Genomic DNA, 19732 nt, shown 5'->3' with positions numbered 1-19732 from the left:
CCCGGTCACCGTGACGACGCGGCCTCGCACCGGCAACGCCGCCGCGGCGACGGCCGTCCAGTACGTCGGATGACCGTCGCCGCAGCGGCGGATCACAGCGCCGAGGTCGTCTCCTCACCGGTGGCGCTGCCCGCGAGCCACTGGCTCCAGTCCAGGTTGAAGTCCGCGTAGCCGTTGTCGGGGTCCGCCTTGGCGCGGCTCGAACCGGTGATGGTGATGGGGTCGCCCTGCTTGACCTGGCCGTAGAACCACTTGGCGTCCGACAGGGACAGGTGGACGCAGCCGTGCGAGCCGCGGGCGCTGCCGCTGCCCGGCGAGGGGTCGCCGGTCGAGTAGTGGACGTACGTACCGCTCTGGGTCAGGTGCACGTCCCAGGGCAGCGTCAGGTCGTAGTAGTTGGGGCTGCCCTTGTCGCAGCTGATGCCGACGCTGCAAGAGGTCATGTGGACCTTCTCCTGCTTGTCGATGACCGCCATCGTGCCGTTCCACGTCGGGTACTGGGCGCTGCCCGCGTTGATGGACAGGGTGCGCACCGGCTTGCCGTCGCGGGTCACCTTCATGGTGTGGCCGGTGACCGAGACGTCCGCGCGCACGTCGTCGCCGATCGTGAAGGTGTGCGTGTAGTCGTGCACGCCGTAGCGTCCGGCACCGTTGCTGACGCCCTTCATGTCGGCGTCGATCTTCACCTTCGTGCCGGAGGGCCAGTACGTCTTCGGCCGCCAGTCGGCGCGCTTGTCGCCGAACCAGTGCCAGGCGCCGGCCACCGGCTGCGAGGCGCTGACCTTCATGTGCTTCTCCACCGTGGCCCGTGCCTTGGCCGCCACGGGGTTGGTGAACACCACCGAGACCGGCATGGCCACGCCCACCGTGGTGCCGTTCTGCGGGGTGATCGTGTCCAGCAGCATCGGCGGCCCCGCGGGCTTGGTCGGTGACGGGGAGGCACTCGCGGTCGACTTGCCCGGAGCCTTCGCGTCGTCACCGCCCGCGCCGGCGTTTCCGCTCCCTCCGCAGGCACTCGCACCCATCAGCACCGCACCCGTGACCAGTGCGATCCCTATGCTGCCCTTGCGCCGTCCCACTTTCCTGCCCCGCTCTCTCGTTACCTCGGCCCTGATGAGCCCGACTCCCTGCCAGACAAGGAGAAGGCGGACCGTAGTTGCGTGTCCCGCGCAAAGAGTGTCCCAAACTCCGGTGCGTGGTCGGACAGCGCCCGGCGCCCGTTCCTGTACGAGGCCCCCGCCCCAGGGCCGGGCACCGCGAACCACCCTTGCCGGGGCGGCCGGACCGGAGGAACCGCGCTCGTCGTGTCGGCGGGCACCGGCACGCCCGCCGGGTGGCCCGGTGTCCTCGCGTCGCTGCGCAGGGGGCTTGCGCCTACCAGGCCCGAATGTCCACCGGCCGTGCCGCTCAGCAGCCGTCGCGCTCCGGCTCGATCGTCACTTTGCTGCCGTACCTGAGCATTCGGGCGTCCGTGTACGTCTTGCTGCTGACCCGGTACCAGACCCGGTCCCGGAGGCGCTTGCCGTTCACGTCGTCCAGCATGACGCACCAGCGCTCCTGGCGGATCACCCGGCGGTAGGTCTCCGTGCCCTGCCGCACCTTCGTGCACACGGTCGTCGACCTGGTCGTGTACCAGGTGCGCTTGCCGCTGCCGTGGCCGGAGGTGTGCCGTACCCGCTCGGACCCGGAATGACAGCGCCTGACCAGGTGCGGCCGGGTCGCGAGCCTGGTCACCGCCGGAACCCGCCGGGTGCTGTCGAGCAGCCCCGACACCTTCCGCGGCTCGCTGTCACAGCCCCCGAGCGCCGCCGCGACCACCAGGACCACCGCGCCGAGCGCCGTCCGGCGTATGTGGTGCCGCACGTTCCTCCTCCATTCGCCCCGCGGGAGAGAACGACCACCGCGCGCCCCCGGCAGGTATGAGCCCACGGGAGTATGCCGGACCACCGCCGGGAACCGAAACCAGCCACACCCGCCCGCTGCTCCGGCCGGTCGGCGGGGACTTCCGCGTGTTCCCCCGGCTCCCGCCCGACCGTGCGGCCCGCATACCTGGTAACCGGCCCGCCCCTGACGGAAATCGAACACCGGCGGTGGGTTTCCCACCGGTGTCGTGGCTTGATCATGTACGGGCGCGACGCGGTGATCGTCTTGTCCGGCCCGATACGGCCCGCCGTGTCCCGCCACGGCCCCCGCGCGGATGGCGCAATCGCCGCCTTTCGGCCCGATAAACCGTGTTCAATTTTTTATCACTGCTTCGAAGTAAGCACGTGAGCATTCCGGGAGCACGGGCTGACCGGCCGATTACGGTCCTCCACGGGGACGGATCCCCGAGACCCCGCCCCTCGACATTCCTCCCTTTCGCGGCCGGCGCCCCCGTGCGCGCCAGCCGCGAAGTCACGCAAGGAGAGGCCCACCCCGATGACCGTCGACAGCAGCCCGGAGCCCCGGACCGTACCGGCCGCGCCACAGCAGTCGCTGAGCACCGCCGCCGCCCGCAACCTCACCACCACCACCAAGTCCGCCCCGCAGATGCAGGAGATCACCTCCCGCTGGCTGCTGCGGATGCTCCCCTGGGTCGAGACCAAGGGCGGCGCCTACCGGGTCAACCGACGGCTGCGCCACACCCTCGGCGACGGACGCATCGAGTTCGTCCAGGAAGGCGCCGCGGTCCGGGTGATCCCCCGCGAACTCGGTGAACTGGCCCTGTTGCGGGGCTTCGACGACCTCGACACCCTCACCGCCCTCGCCGACCGCTGCACCCAGCGCGACTTCGCCGCCGGCGAGGTCCTCGTCGAGCGCGGCACCCCCGCCGACCGCATCCACATGATCGCCCACGGCCGCGTCGGCCGCACCGGCCACGGCCAGTACGGCGCCGAAGTCGCCCTCCCGGTCCTCGCGGACGGCGACCACTTCGGCGAGGAAGCCCTCCTGGACGGCGACGCCCGCCACGCCTGCACGGCCACCGCCCAGACCTCCGGCACCCTCCTCACCCTCTCCCGCGCCGACTTCACCGCCGTACACGACTCCGCGCCGGGCCTGCGGGCCCACGTCGAGCGGTTCGGCTCCGCCACCCGCAAGCGGCAGAACAAGTACGGCGAGGCCGAGATCGCCCTGTCGGCCGGTCACGTCGGCGAGGCCGAACTGCCGCACACCTTCGTCGACTACGAGCTGAACCCGCGCGAGTACGAGTTGTCCGTCGCGCAGACCATCCTGCGCGTCCACACCCGGACCGCCGACCTCTACAACGGGCCGATGAACCAGACTGAGGAGCAACTGCGGCTCACGGTCGAGGCGTTGCGCGAGCGCCAGGAGTACGAGCTGATCAACAACCGCGAGTTCGGGCTGCTCCACAACGCGGACTTCGCGCAGCGCATCCAGCCCCACGCCGGGCCGCCGACCCCGGACGACATGGACGAGCTGCTCACCCGCCGTCGCGGCACCAAGTTCTTTCTCGCCCACCCGAGGACGATCGCCGCGATCGGCCGCGGCTTCACCGCCTGCGGCCTCTACCCCGACCACGTCGACGTCGGCGGACAGACCGTCACCGCCTGGCGCGGCGTGCCCATCCTGCCCTGCAACAAGATCCCGATCAGCGAGGAGCAGACCAGCTCCGTCATCGCGATGCGCACGGGCGAGGAGAACCAGGGGGTCATCGGCCTGCGGCAGACGGGCCTGGCGGAGGAGTACGAGCCGGGGCTCTCCGTGCGCTTCATGGGCATCAACGAGCAGGCGATCACCTCGTACCTCGTCAGCCTGTACTACTCCGCCGCGGTCCTCGTCCCCGACGCGCTCGGCGTCCTGGAGAACGTGCACATCGCCCGCAGGCCGGACTGAACACACATATCGCCCGCAGGCCGGACCAGAGGAACCGTTTCGCGCGCGGGGCCGCCAACCTCGCCCGCTGCGCCACGAGTTCACCGTAAGCCGCCGCAGCAAGGAGTCGCAGATGCCCGTATCCGGGCCCCTCGGACCAACCGTCCCCGCGCAGCAGCCGCCCGCCCTGTCGATCCCGGCGGGCCCGGTCCCGGCCGTGTCCGCGCCCGCGTCCGCCGCCGCGGGAAGGGCCACGCCCCCCGCGTCCGCCGCCGCGGAGACGGCCGCGCCTGCCGCCGGCCCCGACCTCCGGCGGATCCTCGGCGGACCGACCGGCCTGGGCACGGCCTCGCTCTCCCTGGCCCGCACACTGAATCCGCCCGCCCCGGAGCTGAAACCCACACTGGACCTGAAACCCGGACCGGACCTGAAACCCGGACCGGACCTGGAGCCCGGCGCGGACCCCGCGCCCCTCGCGCCGGCCCCCGCCCCGCCCGCCGGCGGCCCGTTCGCCCTGACCGCCGAAGCCCAGGTCGCCCCGCCCGCCGCAGGGCAAGTCGTCCCGGGCCTCTACCACCACCCCGTCCCGGAGCCCGATCCCGCCCGTGTCGAGGAGGTGAGCCGCCGGATCAAGCGGTGGGCCGAGGACGAGGTCCAGCTCTACCCCGAGGAGTGGGAGGGTCAGTTCGACGGCTTCTCCGTCGGGCGGTACATGGTCGCCTGCCACCCCGACGCCCCCGACATCGACCACCTGATGCTCGCCACCCGGCTGATGGTCGCGGAGAACGCCGTCGACGACTGCTACTGCGAGGACCACGGCGGCTCGCCCGTCGGTCTCGGCGGACGCCTCCTCCTCGCGCACACCACGCTCGACCACCTCCACACCACCCCGGAGTACGCCCCGCAGTGGGAGGAGTCGCTGGGCTCGGACGCCCCGCGGCGCGCGTACCGCAGCGCGATGGACTACTTCGTCCGCGCGGCCACGCCCTCCCAGGCCGACCGCTACCGGCACGACATGGCCCGGCTGCACATGGGCTATCTGGCCGAGGCCGCCTGGGCCGAGACGGGGTACGTCCCGCAGGTGTGGGAGTACCTGGCGATGCGCCAGTTCAACAACTTCCGCCCCTGCCCGACCATCACCGACACCGTCGGCGGCTACGAACTCCCGGCGGACCTGCACGCCCTGCCGAAGATGCAGCGGGCCATCGCCCTCGCAGGCAACGCGGCCACCATCGTCAACGACCTCTACTCCTACACCAAGGAACTCGACAGCCCCGGTCTGCACCTGAACCTGCCGGTGGTGATCGCCAGGCGCGAGCAGCTCTCCGAGCGCGACGCTTACCTGAAGGCCGTCGAGGTCCACAACCAGCTCATGCACGCCTTCGAGGCCGCCGCGGCCGACGTCGCCGCGGACTGCCCGCTGCCCAGCGTGCTGCGCTTCCTCAAGGGCGTGGCCACCTGGGTGGACGGCAACCACGACTGGCACCGGACCAACACCTACCGCTACAGCCTGCCCGACTTCTGGTAAAGAACGGATACTTCTGTGACCACGGAAACGACCCGCCCCCTCTCCGCGACGATCCCGGCCCCGGCGACCCCCTACCAGGAGGACATCGCCCGGTACTGGAACAACGAGGCGAGGCCGGTGAACCTGCGCCTCGGCGACGTGGACGGCCTCTATCACCACCACTACGGCATCGGCGCCGTCGACCACGCCGCGCTCGGCGACCCGGAACACCGCGAGTACGAGAAGAAGCTGATCGCCGAGCTGCACCGGCTGGAGTCCGCCCAGACGGAGCTGCTCCTGGACCACCTCGGCGCCATCACGAGCGAGGACACCCTGGTGGACGCCGGCTGCGGGCGCGGCGGCTCCATGGTGATGGCCCACCGCCGCTTCGGCTGCCGGGTGCAGGGCGTCACCCTGTCCGAGACGCAGGCCGAGTTCGGCAACGGGCGCGCGCGGGACCTCCGTATCCAGGACCACGTCCGCTCCCACGTCTGCAACATGCTCGACACCCCCTTCGAGAAGGGCAGCGTCGCCGCCTCGTGGAACAACGAGTCCACGATGTACGTCGACCTGCACGACCTGTTCGCCGAGCACGCCCGCTTCCTCAAAGTGGGCGGCCGCTACGTGACGATCACCGGCTGCTGGAACCCGCGTTACGGCCAGCCGTCGAAGTGGGTCTCGCAGATCAACGCTCACTTCGAGTGCAACATCCACTCCCGCCGCGAGTACCTGCGCGCGATGGCCGACAACCGCCTCGTCCCGCAGACGATCATCGACCTGACCGCCGACACCCTGCCCTACTGGGAACTGCGGGCCACCTCCTCCCTGGTCACCGGAATCGAAGAGGCGTTCATCGAGTCGTACCGGGACGGCTCCTTCCAGTACGTCCTGATCGCCGCCGACCGGGTCTGACGCCGCGTCAAATCCGCTACCAGCCATGCGGACCGGGGGCGGGACCCCGACCCTCGAGGTCCCGCCCCTGGACGCGGGTCACGATCTGAAGCTGCTCGCGCGGGCCGACTACGCGCATCTCTCCTCCACGCAGGCACACGCCCACGCCGTCCGCGGCCTGGACCTGCATCTGAGACGGCGGGACGACGGCAGGCGGGAACTGTTCGGCATCGGCCTGGACGCCGACCGGGTACGGGCGTGCGTACGGCACGCCCTGCGCGCTTCCCCGGACGTGGTGACGGTCCGGGTCACCGTCTTCAGCCGCCACACCGCCGACGTCGCGGATCGCTCGTTGGTAACGTGGCGTGGTTCGCAGGATGATCATTCGGAGGGCGCGGTGGCCGCGGAGGTGGGCGTCAGGGTCGGGCTCGGGTACGGGTCCAGTGGCAAGCTTCTGGACGTGTACCAGCCCGTCGGTGTGCCGGGGCCGGCGCCCGTGGTGCTGTTCTGGCACGGCCGGGGCCCCGATGAACGGGACGTCCTCGCTGCCGTCGCCCGCGCCGCGGCGGAGCGGGGTCTCGTCGTCCTGGTGCCGGACTGGCGTCCCGACGCCCCGGACGGCGGCCGAGCGCAGCTGGGGGAGTCGGCCGAGTTCGTACGGCGGAACGCGGTCGGGCTCGGCGGCGACCCCGAGCGGATCGTGCTCGCCGGCTGGTCCCTGGGCGGCAAGGCGGCGGTGGCCGTCGCGCTGAACCCCGAGGCGTTCGGCGGCTGGCGGCCGAGCGCCGTCGTGGGGATCGCCGGTGCGTACGGATCGGCCGCCCCCACCACGGGCACCGTCCCCCTCGACGACCTGCGCCGGGGCGGTGGCGCACGGCCGCCGCTGCCGGTGTGGCTGGTGCACGGCACCGCGGATCCGGTGGTGGACGTCGAACGCTCACGCGAGCTGCACACGGCGCTCGGAGAACGGGGCTGGCCGACATCGCTCGACGAGGTCGCGACCGATCACGCCGGTGTCATCATGACCGAGTTCGTCCCCGAGCGTCAGCGCTGCCTGCCGAGCACCGCCGACCACGCCGTGCTGGCCGGCTCGCGAACCGCCGACGTACTGGCCCGCGCCGCCGGTATCACCGTCGGGCGCTCGAACCGCCGACCGTGATCAGCCAGGGCCTTCCGCTCCGTGCCGATGGGCTGTAGCCGGCATGGAACTCGGTGGCGGAGAGGGCAGGATTCGAACCTGCGTGGACCCCTGAGGGTCCGACCTTGAGGCGTGCTCGCTGGTCCCCGATCAACCACTCCGGGCACCTCTCCTCGCTCCCGGCCCCCAGGGCGCTCCCGAGTGCCGTTCACATGAACAAGGTTGACAGGACACGCTGATACGCGGCTGACGCCACGGTGTCTCGACGGTGCGGGTAAAAGGCTGGCAGGCCGTCTACGCCGGGATGGTGCCGCAGGATTACCTGGACGCGCTCACGGTGGCGGAGGACGCTCGCCGACGGCGCGAGGCGTTCGCACGTCCCGCGGCCGGCGTGCTGAACCTCGTCGCCGAAGACGACGGCACCGTCGTCGGCTGGGCGGCGCTCGGCGCCTCCCACGAGGACGACCGCGAACCTCAGGACGGTGAAGTTTTCGCCCTGTACGCGTCCCCCGACCCCCCGCCGCCAACACCAGGGCCCGGCGCTTCTACGAGCGCGCCGGTTTCGAGCCGGATGGCGGCTCCGCGGACTGGTCGGTCGACGGCGCCCTGGTCCCGGAACTCCGTTACAGCAGGCGCCTGGAACCGGCGAACCACATCCCGGTGGCCGCGCCCGCCGGGCGCCCTGTCGAGTGAGCCCTCTCGTCGTGAGAATCCACTTACATAAAGGGTGCGATGTACCTATATTCATGAGAGTCGGTTCTCATGAAGGGCGTACCCATGACCACCTCCCCTGTCCCCGCCACCACCCGTACCGTCGACCTCCCCGGCGGCCTGACCGTGACCATCGAGGAGCGCGGCAGCAGCTCCGGGGGGAGGGGCTTCCTGCTGCTGCACGGCGGTGCGGGCCCCCAGTCGATGGCCGGTCTGGCGAGCGCGCTGACCGAGCACGCGTACACCGTCGTCCCGACCCATCCGGGCTTCCAGGGCACCCACCGCCCCGAATGGTTCGACTCGGCGGCCGACCTCGCCGTCGCCTACCTGGACCTGATCGACCTCCTCGGCCTGAGCGAAGTCATGGTGATCGGCACCTCGTTCGGCGGCTGGGTCGCCTCCGAGATGGCCCTGCGCGACACCAAGGCCCGCATAGGCAGCCTCACCCTGCTCAACGCGGTCGGCATCCACGCGGTGCAGAAGAAGAACGCAGTCGTCGACGTCCGCACCCTGGCGCCGGCCGAAATCGCCGAACTCTCCTTCGCCAACCCGGCCTTCCGTCCCGACTTCTCCTCCTTCAGCGACGAGCGGCGGGCGCAGGGCGCCGCCAACCAGCGGACCCTGGCGGTCTACGGCGGCGAGGAGTTCTCGTACGACCCGAAGCTGCGCGGTCGCCTGCACCGCGTCGGCGTGCCCGTCCTGGTCGTCTGGGGCGAGCAGGACGGCATCGCTTCCACCACCTACGGCCGCGGGTACGCCAAGTCCTTCCCCAACGGCCACTTCGTCCCGATCCCCGGGGCCGGGCACTTCCCGCACATCGAGCAGCTGGGGCTCACCCTCGGTGCCATCGGGAACTTCGCGCAGACCGTGGTGAACGCTCCGGCCGCGGCCTGAACCCGGCGCGCCGCGTGCGCGGGCGGGCGGCTCAGTCGTACTCCGTGGCGGGTGTGGTCGCGTACCGGGCCATGACCCGCACGGTGGCCGGGCCCGTCAGCTCCCCGTCCCGCGCCGCCGCGTCGCGCAGGTCCCGGAAGTACTGCACGTACAGGTCGGGCGTGAAGGTGTTGACCATCACCACCGGCTCGTCGCCCGGATTGGCGAAGGTGTGCGGCACGCCCGGCGGAACCATCACCAGCGTTCCGGCGGGCGCCTCGTACTCGTCGCGGCCGACGGTGAAGCAGGCCGTTCCGGAGACCACGTAGAAACCCTCGTCGTGTTCGGCGTGGCGGTGCTGGGGCGGGCCGGCGCTGTGCGGGGCGAGGGTGATCTCCCCGATGCCGAGGCGGTGCGCGGTCGTGCCGCCGTCCTCCAGGATGCGCATCCTCGCCGGCCCCAGCTCGATCACCTCGCCGCCGTCAGGGGGGACGATCGCGACGCTGGTCATGGTCGGGCTCCTCTGTGAGAGTTGGCTCGCATGAAAATAGGCTGGTCGCATCGTATGCTGCAAGTCTTCAGGGCAGAAATGACGCCTCCCGTCGCGGACCGAAAGGTTGATCCATGTCCTCGTCCACGTCGCCGGCCTCCGGCATGACCGGCCGCGCGAACCAGAAGCTGCGGACGCGCCGGGCGATCGTGCAGGCCGCGGCCGAACTGAGCCGTACGGGGCGCGAGGTGACCATGGCCGACATCGCGGCGACGGCCCTGGTGTCCGAGGCCACGGCCTACCGCTACTTCCCCGATCTCGTCAGCCTCCTCCAGGAGGCCATCGCCGGCCAGCTCCCCGAGCCGGGCGAGGCGCTCGCCGGGGTCGAGCACTCCACCGATCCGGTGGAGCGCGTCGCCGCCGCGACCGGGTTCCTGCTGCGCCATGTGCTGGCCCGGCAGGGCGTGGTCCGCGCCATGATCGCCGGAACCATCGCCCGGCCCGACCGCTCCGCCCGCCCCGGCCTGCGCTTCGGGCTGATCGACCACGCGCTGGCGCCCGCGGCCGACGCGCTGGACCCCGCCGCGCTGGAGCAACTCAAGCGTGGCCTTGCCGTGGTGGTCAGCGCCGAGGCGCTCTTCAACCTCACCGACCTGTACGGCCTGGACCCGCAGGACGCCGTCGCCGCCGTCGTGGCGACCGCGACGTCCCTCACCCGCGCCGCCCTCCACCCGGACCCGAAGCCGTAAGGCCCCGACGCCCCGACGACCCGGAGACGGGTGAAGACCGCCGCGTGGCGCCCGCGTCCCGGTCCGCTGGCAGGAGTCGCTATGTCTGGTTGGCCGCCTGTTTGACCGTCCGGATCACCGGCGCCGTCTCCAGATGAGTGATGGCCGGCAGCGCGGCGATCCGTGTCGTCAGATACCGGTACAGCTCCCGCTGGCCGGCGCACACCACGCTCGCGAACAGGTTGGTCGGGCCGGTCGTGGCGGCCGCGAACGCGACCTCCGGATGACCGGCCAGCGCCTGACCGGCCTCCTCCAGGTGTGCCGGGGCGACCGAGAGCCAGAGCAGGGTCCGGGCCCTCCCGCCGAACATGCGCCAGTCGATGTCCAGGTCCAGGTAGAGCACGCCGTGCTCGCGCAGCTCCGTCATCCGGCGCCGTACCGTCGTCGGCGACCAGCCGGTCGCCGCGGCCAACTGCTCGTACCCCGCCCGGCCGTCGGTGGCGAGCAGCGCGAGGAGCTTGCGGTCGCCGTCGTCGAGCCGCACCGGTCCCTCCAGGCTCCGCAGCGGCGGCGGGCGCAGCCGCTCGATCGCCTCCTCGTCCAGTAAGCCGAGCTTTCCGACCACGTTGTCCGGGCCGCCGTAGAAGGCGTGCAGCACGCAGTGCGCGGTCACGCCCTCCACGCGCGGGGTGCGGGGGAGCTTGGCCAGCAGCAGCGCCTCGCTGTCCGCCTCGCTCTCGGTCCGCACCACACAAGTGATTTCCGTGCCACCGGAGTTGAGGCTCACCCAGGACGTGTCGGGGCGCCTGGCCAGCGCCTCGGCGACCGGGAGCGAGGCGGCGGGCGCACAGCGCACCCGCAGGAACCACGGAACGGCCCCCAGCGCGGTGGCGTCGATCCCGCCGAGCACGCGGACCACCCCGGCCGACCGCAACCGGGCGTAGCGCCGGGCGATGGTGCGATCCGACACGCCGAGAACGTCGGCGATGGCACTGAACGGGGCACGGCCGTCGATCTGGAGGGCATGCACGAGCCGCCGGTCCAGCTCGTCGTAGTCGGATTCCACCGGACCAAGGCTAAGCCGTGTCGGATACCGGCGCAATGACGTCGGATTCTGTGCTGGGCGGCTCGGTCGGCGGAGCGTTGCCTGTGTCCCGACCGACACAACCACAGGAGAACCCATGGACACCGAAGTCCTCGTCGTCGGCGCCGGCCCGACCGGAATGACACTGGCCAACGAACTGCTGCTGGCGGGCGTGCCGACCGTGCTGGTCGACAAGCTGCCGCGGCGCAGCGACCTGTCCAAGGCGGGCGGCGTGCAGTCCCGCACACTGGAGGCCCTCGACCAGCGGGGGTTGCTGGAGCCGTTGCTGGCCACCGGCGAACACCCCGTCGCCACCGGCCACTTCGCTGGCATCCCCCTCCCGCACGACGCCAACCGGCACCGCCTGCCCTGGCGTTCGGTGCCGCAGGTGGTGATCGAGGGATTCTTCGAACAGCATCTCGCCGCACTCGGCCTGCACGCCCGCAGGGGCTGCGAACTGGTCGGCCTCGCCCAGGACGACGACGGGGTCACCGCCGCCTTCGCGGACGGCGCGACCCTCCGCAGCCGTTACCTCGTCGCAGCCGACGGCGCCCACAGCGCCGCACGGTCCCTGCTGGGCGCCGAATTCCCCGGCATGGCGGGTACGTTGACGATCGTCGCCGCCGATGTGCGGCTGGACGGCGCCGACCGGGAGGCGTCGCACACCTGGCACGAGGACGGGCACTGGGCGGCGCTGTTCCCGCTCGGCACCGATCCGCAGGGCAGGCCCCTGCGCCGGCTGGTCCTCGGCGGCCCCGACCGGTCGCTGCCCCGGGAGACCCCGGTCACCGAGGACGAGATCCGCGACGGTCTGAGCACCGTGTTCGGAACGCGGGTGCGCCTCCTCGAAGTGCGCTACGCCCGCCGGATCACCAACGCCTCACGGCAGGTCGAGCGGTACCGGCACGGGCGGGTGTTCCTGGCGGGGGACGCCGCCCACGTGCACCTTCCGCTCGGCGCGCAGGGCATGAACACCGGGATGCAGGACGCGCTCAATCTCGGCTGGAAGCTCGGCGCCGCCGTGCACGGCTGGGCACCGGAGCACCTGCTCGACACCTACCACGGGGAACGGCATCCGGCCGGGGCCGCCGTCCTGCGCAACGTCCGGGCGCAGAGCCTGCTGATGGACTGGGCCGGCACCCGCGATCCGCAGGTGCTGGCTGCCCGTGAGATCTTCACGGACCTGGCTCAACTCCCTGACGCGCAGCGGTATCTCGGCGGCCTGATGTCCGGGATGGCCCTGCGCTACCCGATGCCGGGCACCGAGACCCATCCGCTCGTCGGCCGCCCCGCACCGGACCTGGACCTCGGACCGGCCCGCGTGCACGAACTGCTGCGCTCCGGGCGCGGCGTCCTGCTGGACCCGGCCGACGCGCTCGGCGCGATCGCCGCGCCCTGGTCGGACCGGGTGGACCGGGTGGACGGGGCGGGCCGGGGAGCCCACACCGAGCCGATGCTCATCCGGCCGGACGGCTACGTGTGCTGGGCCGGCACGACCGGCCTGGAACCGGCGCTCACCCACTGGTTCGGCGAGCCACGGCGAGCGGAAGCACGTTGAGGTCAGGCCGGCTGCGGTGGGAGTCGGGTGTCACGCCGGGGGCCGGGTGAGCCTGGCGGCCACGGCGTCGAGGACCCACTCGAGGCCGGTCGCGAAGGTCGTCTCGGCGTCCACGTCCGCGCCGTCGTGCACGGCACTGGCCAGCGCCGGGAAGCGGCCCGTGGCCAGCATCCTCGTCACATGCGCGCCGGAAGCGCGCTGCCAGTCGCGCTCGGACAGGCCCGTGGCGCGCTCCGCCCGCCGGCTCGCGATCTCCCGCCTGATCGCGCCGGTGGCGTAGGAGCTGACCGTCTCCACGGCGCGCAGGACGGTGTCGATGTCGGCGAGTCCGTGGAGGGCCGCCAGCTTGGCCTCGGTCACGGCGAGGCCGTTCGGGCCCAGGCTCGGACGGCCACCGAGCAGGTCGGCCAGCCATTCGTGCCGGAGGGCGGCCCGCCTGGTGCGGTGGGCGAGGACGCGCAGCGCCTCCCGCCACTCGCAGGGCCGCTCCTCGGGGAGGATCTCGGCGTACACCTCGTCCGTCATGAGGTCGAACAGCTCCTGTTTGGCGGAGATGTATCCGTACAGCCGCATCGGCCCGGCGTTCAGCCGGGCGGCGACCTTGCGCAACGACACCGCCTCCAGGCCGCCCTCGTCGGCCAGCGCGATGGCGGCGGCGACGATCCGCTCCCGGTCGAGCGGCACGGGGCGAGCCGGCGGCTCCGGCCGGTCCCAGACAGTCATGGTGCACACCGTTCTGCCGGCGCGATGCCTCGAGGCTACGGCATTGCGATACGTCGTACAGCGGAAATACAGTGTATCGGCATGAGACAACGTATCGCCGTGGTCGGCGGCGGGCCCGGCGGCCTCACCTTCGCCCGTGTCCTGCACCGCCATGGCCACCCCGTCACCGTCCTCGAACGCGATCCCGCCCCCGACGCCCGCCCTCCGGGTGGCGCGCTGGACCTGCACGCAGGGCTGGGTCAACTCGCGCTGGAGAAGGCGGGGCTGCTGGCGGAGTTCGAGGCGCTGTCCCGCCCGGAGGGGCAGGCCATGCGCATCCTGGACCCGGACGGAACGGTGCTGCGCGACTGGCGGCCCCGGCCGGACGAGCGGGCCAACCCCGAGATCGACCGCGGTCAGCTCCGTGACCTGCTGCTCGGCCCGCTCGACGTCCAGTGGGGGAGGGGCGTCAGCGAGGTGGTGCCGGGGGCCGGGGACGGTGTACTGGTCCGGTTCGCGGACGGACGGCAGGAGACGTTCGACCTCGTGATCGGCGCGGACGGCGCCTGGTCCCGAGTCCGCCCGGCAGTCTCGCCGGTGACGCCGCATTACACCGGAGTCACCTCGGTCGAGACCTCCCTCGACGACATCGACGCCCGCCACCCCGGCCTGGCCCGGCTGATCGGCGACGGTTCCATGGCCGTGTACGGCGCGAACCGCTCCCTCGTCGCGCAGCGCAACAGCGGCGGCCACGTGAAGATGTACGCCAAGTGCCGGGCGCCGCTGGACTGGCACGCGAACCTGGACCCGGCCGACGCCGATGCCGTGCGGTCGAGCCTGCTGGACCTGTTCGACGGCTGGGCCGCGCCCGTCCTCGACCTCCTGCGCCAGGGCACCTCTTTCGTCCACCGCCCCTTCTACACCCTGCCCGTGTCCCACACCTGGACCCATGTTCCCGGCGTGACGCTGCTGGGCGACGCCGCCCACCTGATGCCGCCCCTGGGGGCGGGCGCGAACCTCGCGATGCTGGAAGGCGCCGAACTCGCGGAGGCGATCGCCACCGGCTCCGGTGATCCGGACGAAACCGTCCGCGCCTTCGAGGAAAGGATGTGGGCACGGGCCGGCAGGTGGGCGAAGATCACGACGGCCGGCCTGGAACGCCTCGTGAGCGCGGACCCCGCCGCGGCCATCGCCGAGTTCGACCAGGTCCAGCCCGCCTGACCGTACGACACCCCTCGCGGCCCCGGCCGCTTGGAAGAGGGCTTACCGACCGACATGGGGGTGACCGTGCCGTTCGACGACGATCCACGGGCCGTCAGGGAAGCCGCCCGCCGCATCGCGGATCTCGTGCTCACCGAGGACGACGTCTATCTCGACAGCCTTTCCGACGAGGTCGAGAACTCCATCGCCGTTCCGTTGACCGAGGTGGCGAGGATGCTGGACGAGCCCACCGGCGACAAGGAATTCCGCGCCGGCGTCCGGCTCCTGCTGGCGTCGGGCGCGGCCGTGGCGTCCCGTATGCCGGGCGAGTTGCGTGCCCTGTTCGAGGAACTGCGTTTCGCCATGCGCGGCGTGCGGTGACGACGGCGATCCGAACGCTGGACACGTGAATGACCCGATGGCGCGCTACGCCGCCCCTTCAGCGGGTTCTCCGTGTTCGCAGGGACGACGCGGAGCCCTTTCACCCTCTGGCCACGGCCACCAGCACTGTGATCGGCGTCATCCTGGTGGCATACGCCAAGTACGTACAGGCCCACGGGTATGCCGACGCGAACCGCATCCGGGCAAGGGGCGAGATGCTGCGCGCGGACGCCGAGGTCACGCGAGCTTGCGCGGGGCCCCGTACGGCGCCTCCGAAGTGAGGCGCCGTACGGGGCCGTCATCCGGCTTCCGGCCGGACCCACGGTCCTGTCGGCCCGTCGCGGTGACGAGAGTGGCCGGAAGTGCTGCGGACGCCGCGGACGACAACGTCGATTCCGGCTCGGCGGCAGTAGCCGACCAGCAGGCCGCCTGTGTGGGAGCCGACCGTGACGTTGCTCATGCCGGTTGCCGCCGCGCGGAGCCTGTCCAGCCGTTCGGCGACGGGCAGGCGGCCGGTCGTGTTCGCATGGACCATCACGCACACGACGACCTTCGTCTTCCGGATCATGCGGAGTTGGGGTCCGCCGACTGCGGTGATACCGGCCTCCGTGGGGTACCGGCGTGCTCGTCCGGCCGTGCCGAGGGAGCTCGGGTGGTGTGCGGGGTTCGTCAAATGCGCCCCCGATGCGCCATGTTGGCTGAAACCTTGCGCATCGGGCCGGAACCTTTGGCTCCGCTGTCCAGTGCTGCGCGTGGTGCGGCTGGGGCGTGAGGGGCGCTGTGGTGTGTCGGGCGCGTGCCGAAGGCGTGCCCGGCATGTGCCCGAGACGTGTCGGACATGTGTGCGGGCGCTTCTCGTGGCGGCGTGCGAGGGGTGTTAGCTGAGGCGCAATCGCCCCAGATCAGAGCCGAGTTCGGGCATCGGCCGGCATGTGGACCGCGGCACCGGGTCGAAGAGGTGCGGCGGGATGTGGCGCTCCGGACCGGGCTCCGGCGGAGATTTTTTCGCCGAGCCGGTTTGCGGATGAGGCGCCGGGGCACACGCGGGGGCGACGATCCGGCCGTGCTTCCGTGTGTGTGCAGAGGCTCGTCGAGTTGGCTCCATGGTGACGCAAAAAGACCGTCAGAATACTCTCCGTTCAACTTCAGGGGGTTGCTTACGTGTGACTCACCGTGAAGACTGTGGCCGAGATCCATCGAAACGAAGGTGTGGCGGGGTACGCATCATGCCAATCGTGGGGCGGCATGCCCCGCGGTTGCGTATTCTCACACCGCGTTCCGAACAGCCGGGGCCCTCGGCCCCGTTGTCCGTATACGAGCCGGGAGGGTCCCGCGCCATCGCCGCGCGGGAGGTTTCATCAAGGGGGATGGGCTATGTCGGGTTGGTGCGTCGTACGGCCGGGCTCGCCGCGAGGCCGTGGGCGGCCGCGCAGCCGCCGCGTCCTGCACCGCATGTGTTGACGCTCACCGGTCCATCCCGGCAGCGGACCGACGTCGTCTGACCGTCCCGCCGCTCCACAGCACGTCCTCAGCACGCCACGCGGGCCACGCGCCGCCCCGTCCGAACGGTCGCGCAGCGCTGCCCGGACCTTCCGCGGCCGGCCCGTGCCGGTTCCCGCCACCCCGTGTGTGTGACTCCTCTGTGCCCGCACGCGCTAGCAAGGAGACAAGGTGATCAGCAGCCGAGCGACGGACGGCCGGCTCCTCCTGGAGGAGTTACCCGACCGCTGGCAGGGTTTGCACGAGGCCGGTCCGGTACGGCACGACGAGGCGCAGGGCGTCTGGCAGGTCCTCGACCACGAGAACGTCGCCGCCGTGCTCGCCGACCCGGCGACGTACTCCTCGGACCTCTCCGCTCTCAGTCCCACCCAGCCCGACTTCGAGACCTTCACCCAGGGCAACTTCGTCGGCATGGACCCGCCGGAGCACCGCAAGCTCCGCACCCTGGTCAGCCAGGCGTTCACCCCCCGGGTCGTACAGGGGCTCGAACCCCGCATCGAGGCCATCTGCGGCCGGCTGCTGGACGCGGTCGCCGACCGGGACCGGTTCGACCTGGTCGACGCGCTGGCCTACCCGCTGCCGATCATCGTGATCGCCGAACTGCTCGGCATCCCCGCCGAGGAGCACCGGCTGTTCCAGGAGTGGGCGAGCGTCCTGTTCGGCGGCGACCAGCTCGGCGAAGCGCCGGACATGGCCGATCTGGAACGGGCGCTGGAAGCCATCGCCCCCACGGTGCGCGAGATGAACGGCTACATGCTGGACTACATACGCGCCCGCCGTGCCGCCCCCGGCGACGACCTGACCAGCAGACTCATCGCCGCCGAGGTGGACGGCGCCCGCCTGCGCGACCAGGAGATGGTGGGCTTCGTGGCGCTGCTGCTGGTCGCCGGGCACATCACCACCACCGCGCTGCTCGGCAACGCCGTCGTCACCTTCGACCGGCATCCCGAGGCCGACGCGGCGCTGCGCGCCGACCCGGCGCGCATCCCCACCGCCGTCGAGGAGGTGCTGCGCTGGCTGCCCCCCTTCCCCGAACTGGGCCGCCGGGTGACCAGGCCCGTCGTGCTCGGCGGTCACGAGATCCCGGCCGACGCCCTCCTGATGGCACATCTGGGCGCCGCCAACCGGGACCCCGCCCGCTTCGAGGCGCCCGGCGTCTTCGACGTGACCCGCTCGCCCAACCCCCATCTGACCTTCGGGCACGGCATCCACTTCTGTTTCGGCGCGCCACTGGCCCGGCTGGAGGCGCGGATCGCCCTGCGTATGTTGCATGAACGATTCCGCACCCTGGTGATCCCGTCCTACGAGGACATCACCCACCAGAACCCCGCCGTGATCGTCGGCGTACGGCAGCTGCCCGTCGAGGTCGGCAGAGCGTAGGCCCGGCACCCGAAGCACCCCCGGCCGGCCCGCACCGCTCGCGTCCGGCCGGACCCGAACACCCGCACATGAGACCCATCCAACGGGAGTCCCCTTCTCATGCCGTACACCATCCCCGCCGCTCCGCCCGCGTCCCGGACACCCTCGCTGTTACACCGGGAACTGCTCGAACGGCTCGGCGCGCTCGCCCGCACCCACCGGGTGCCCGGCGCCCAACTGGTCCTCGACACCGGCACGGACGTCATCGCCGTGCACACCGGCACGGCCGACGTCTCCACCGGCGCGCCCGTCACACCGGAGACGGCGGTCCCGCTGGGCTCGCTCACCAAGCCCTTCACCGCGGCCCTCGTCATGCTCCTGGCCGACGACGGCGACGTGGACCTGGACGAACCCGCCGCCGGACACCTCCCCGAGCTGGCCGCCGTCCCTGACGTGACTGTCCGTCAACTCCTCAGTCACACAGGCGGATTGCCCACCGGCCCGGACTCCGACACCGCCGCGGCGACGACCGCCGCCCGCTACCTCGCCTCGGTGTGTACCGCCCAGGACCTGATCTTCCCGCCGGGCACCGACTTCTCCTACTCCAACGCCGGTTACGTCGCCGCCGGACGGCTGGTGGAGACCGTCACCGGCATGCCGTGGGCCGAGGCGGTCCGGGCGCTGCTGCTCGAACCGCTCGGTGTCGTACCGGCGTTCATCGGCGACGCCGCGCACGCCCGTCCCCTGGGGGCGGGACACGCCGTCAACACCGCCACCGGGCAGGCGCTGGCGACCCGGCAGAACCTGGCGCCGCTGGAGGCGCCGGCCGGCGCGTTGCTCGCGAGCGCCGCGGACCTGGCCGCGTTCGGCAACGCGCTGACCGGCCACCGCGACCTGCTGCCGCCCGCCGTCGCCAAGGACATGCGCCGCCCCGAGCCCGCCGCCCGGCCCGGCACCCTGGCCGACGGCTGGAGCCCCGGACTCGCCGTCTACCAGCAGGACGAGCGCACCTGGTACGGCCACGACGGCAACGCCCAGGGCACGTCCTGCCATCTGCGCACCGACCCGGAGAGCGGCGTGGTGGTCGCCTTCACGGGCAACGCCGGCGGCGCGACCGCGCTGTGGCGCGACCTCACCGGGGAACTCGCCCGGCTGACCGGCATCCGGGTGCCCGCCGGAGGACGCCCGGTGGCCGGGGAGCGCCGCGCCGCCCTGCCCGACTGCGTGGGCACGTACCGCAACGGCGGTACGACCTACCGCGTCACCGCCGGCCCGGACGGCGAGCCGGCCCTGTCCGTGGACGGCGACCTGGCGCTCCCGCTGGTCTGCTACGCCGACCTGTCGTGCGACCTGCGCGATCCGGCCACCGGGAGCCTGGAACCCGGCGGCCGGTTCCACCGCGATCCGGTCACCGGGAGGATCGACCGAATACAGATATCCGGCCGCACGGCACGCCGCACCGACGACGGCTGATCACGCCGGGACCACCGGCACCGGCTCGGCTTCTCGCGCGCCGGGCCTGGCCCAGGGCCCCGGTCATGAACCGGGCACGGTCCGGACCCGGTTGCGGGTGCCCACGGCCGATGCGGGCTCCGGTTCCGGTCAGGGCTCCGGTCGGGGTACGACGGATGTCCGGCCGGCGTGCCGGCCCCCGCCCCGGATTCCGGTCCAGCCTCCGCCGGGATGCCCGCCCCCGGTACGTGGTCCGCCCGGCAGCGCGTACCCGGATCCGGCCCGGACACCGCCGTGCCACCTGGCGCGGCCGGGCGTCACACCCCGGTGTCGGTCATCCCCGTC

The 19732-nt window shown here is 72.0% G+C and carries 17 protein-coding genes and 1 pseudogene; 11 read left to right on the top strand and 7 right to left on the bottom strand.

The genetic code is table 11. From position 1 onward, the window contains the following. Positions 1–92: 92 nt before the first annotated feature. Together ACE4Q9_RS01550 and ACE4Q9_RS01545 are read right to left on the bottom strand one after the other, a co-directional pair. Positions 93–1025 carry an Ig-like domain-containing protein gene (locus ACE4Q9_RS01550; protein WP_397982367.1) on the bottom strand — a complete coding sequence of 311 codons (933 nt, stop codon included), beginning with the start codon at positions 1023–1025 and terminating at the stop codon, positions 93–95. 382 nt (positions 1026–1407) lie between these two features. After that, the gene (locus ACE4Q9_RS01545) at positions 1408–1863 is read right to left on the bottom strand and encodes a hypothetical protein (protein ID WP_397982366.1); all 456 of its coding nucleotides are present in this window, start codon (positions 1861–1863) and stop codon (positions 1408–1410) included. Between the two features lie 555 nt (positions 1864–2418). On the opposite strand from ACE4Q9_RS01545, the gene ACE4Q9_RS01540 reads away from it, so the two are divergent. The 4 genes from ACE4Q9_RS01540 (at position 2419) to ACE4Q9_RS01525 (ending at position 7370) form a co-directional block, all read left to right on the top strand. After that, positions 2419–3834 carry a family 2B encapsulin nanocompartment shell protein gene (locus ACE4Q9_RS01540; RefSeq protein WP_397982365.1) on the top strand — a complete coding sequence of 472 codons (1416 nt, stop codon included), beginning with the start codon at positions 2419–2421 and terminating at the stop codon, positions 3832–3834. A gap of 112 nt (positions 3835–3946) precedes the next feature. Further along, positions 3947–5341 carry a family 2 encapsulin nanocompartment cargo protein terpene cyclase gene (locus ACE4Q9_RS01535; protein WP_397982364.1) on the top strand — a complete coding sequence of 465 codons (1395 nt, stop codon included), beginning with the start codon at positions 3947–3949 and terminating at the stop codon, positions 5339–5341. 15 nt (positions 5342–5356) lie between these two features. After that, a complete protein-coding gene (locus tag ACE4Q9_RS01530; protein WP_397982363.1) occupies positions 5357–6232 on the top strand; it encodes a geranyl diphosphate 2-C-methyltransferase in 876 nt (291 codons plus the stop codon). A 25-nt stretch (positions 6233–6257) separates the two neighbouring features. Beyond that, complete coding sequence (locus tag ACE4Q9_RS01525) at positions 6258–7370, top strand: hypothetical protein (RefSeq protein WP_397982362.1); 1113 nt, start codon at positions 6258–6260, stop codon at positions 7368–7370. A gap of 54 nt (positions 7371–7424) precedes the next feature. Here the strand turns inward: ACE4Q9_RS01525 and ACE4Q9_RS01520 are convergent. Continuing rightward, a pseudogene (locus tag ACE4Q9_RS01520) lies at positions 7425–7522 on the bottom strand. Positions 7523–8126: 604 nt separating this feature from the next. Between ACE4Q9_RS01520 and ACE4Q9_RS01515 the strand changes: the two are divergent. Further along, positions 8127–8954 (top strand): alpha/beta fold hydrolase, encoded by an 828-nt coding sequence (locus ACE4Q9_RS01515; protein WP_397982361.1) that lies wholly within the window; start codon positions 8127–8129, stop codon positions 8952–8954. A gap of 31 nt (positions 8955–8985) precedes the next feature. Here the strand turns inward: ACE4Q9_RS01515 and ACE4Q9_RS01510 are convergent, their stop codons facing one another. Next, positions 8986–9444 carry a cupin domain-containing protein gene (locus ACE4Q9_RS01510; protein WP_397982360.1) on the bottom strand — a complete coding sequence of 153 codons (459 nt, stop codon included), beginning with the start codon at positions 9442–9444 and terminating at the stop codon, positions 8986–8988. 113 nt (positions 9445–9557) lie between these two features. On the opposite strand from ACE4Q9_RS01510, the gene ACE4Q9_RS01505 reads away from it, so the two are divergent. Further along, entirely contained in the window at positions 9558–10172 is a 615-nt protein-coding gene (locus tag ACE4Q9_RS01505; protein WP_397982359.1) for a TetR/AcrR family transcriptional regulator, read from the top strand. 79 nt (positions 10173–10251) lie between these two features. Here the strand turns inward: ACE4Q9_RS01505 and ACE4Q9_RS01500 are convergent, their stop codons facing one another. Further along, positions 10252–11217, bottom strand: a complete 966-nt coding sequence (locus tag ACE4Q9_RS01500; protein ID WP_397982358.1) for an Lrp/AsnC family transcriptional regulator — start codon at positions 11215–11217, stop codon at positions 10252–10254. Between the two features lie 115 nt (positions 11218–11332). On the opposite strand from ACE4Q9_RS01500, the gene ACE4Q9_RS01495 reads away from it, so the two are divergent. Continuing rightward, positions 11333–12793, top strand: coding sequence for an FAD-dependent monooxygenase (locus tag ACE4Q9_RS01495; protein ID WP_397982357.1), 1461 nt, complete (start codon positions 11333–11335; stop codon positions 12791–12793). Positions 12794–12823: 30 nt separating this feature from the next. On the opposite strand, the gene ACE4Q9_RS01490 is transcribed toward ACE4Q9_RS01495, so the two are convergent. Next, positions 12824–13516 (bottom strand): TetR/AcrR family transcriptional regulator, encoded by a 693-nt coding sequence (locus ACE4Q9_RS01490; RefSeq protein WP_397982356.1) that lies wholly within the window; start codon positions 13514–13516, stop codon positions 12824–12826. A gap of 81 nt (positions 13517–13597) precedes the next feature. Between ACE4Q9_RS01490 and ACE4Q9_RS01485 the strand changes: the two genes are divergently transcribed. Both ACE4Q9_RS01485 and ACE4Q9_RS01480 read left to right on the top strand, forming a co-directional pair. After that, complete coding sequence (locus ACE4Q9_RS01485) at positions 13598–14716, top strand: FAD-dependent oxidoreductase (RefSeq protein ID WP_397982355.1); 1119 nt, start codon at positions 13598–13600, stop codon at positions 14714–14716. Positions 14717–14782: 66 nt separating this feature from the next. Further along, positions 14783–15076 (top strand): hypothetical protein, encoded by a 294-nt coding sequence (locus ACE4Q9_RS01480; RefSeq protein ID WP_397982354.1) that lies wholly within the window; start codon positions 14783–14785, stop codon positions 15074–15076. A gap of 298 nt (positions 15077–15374) precedes the next feature. Here the strand turns inward: ACE4Q9_RS01480 and ACE4Q9_RS01475 are convergent, their stop codons facing one another. Beyond that, positions 15375–15644 carry a hypothetical protein gene (locus ACE4Q9_RS01475; RefSeq protein WP_397982353.1) on the bottom strand — a complete coding sequence of 90 codons (270 nt, stop codon included), beginning with the start codon at positions 15642–15644 and terminating at the stop codon, positions 15375–15377. Positions 15645–16747: 1103 nt separating this feature from the next. Here ACE4Q9_RS01475 and ACE4Q9_RS01470 point away from each other — a divergent pair. Then, complete coding sequence (locus ACE4Q9_RS01470; protein WP_397982352.1) at positions 16748–17956, top strand: cytochrome P450; 1209 nt, start codon at positions 16748–16750, stop codon at positions 17954–17956. 99 nt (positions 17957–18055) lie between these two features. Then, on the top strand, positions 18056–19408 hold the full coding sequence (locus tag ACE4Q9_RS01465) for a serine hydrolase domain-containing protein (protein WP_397982351.1): 1353 nt from the start codon (positions 18056–18058) through the stop codon (positions 19406–19408). Positions 19409–19732 lie beyond the last annotated feature (324 nt).

The sequence above is a fragment of the Streptomyces sp. AM6-12 genome (assembly GCF_044327085.1).
Lineage (GTDB): Bacteria > Actinomycetota > Actinomycetes > Streptomycetales > Streptomycetaceae > Streptomyces.
This window is presented reverse-complemented; position numbering and strand designations above follow the sequence as displayed.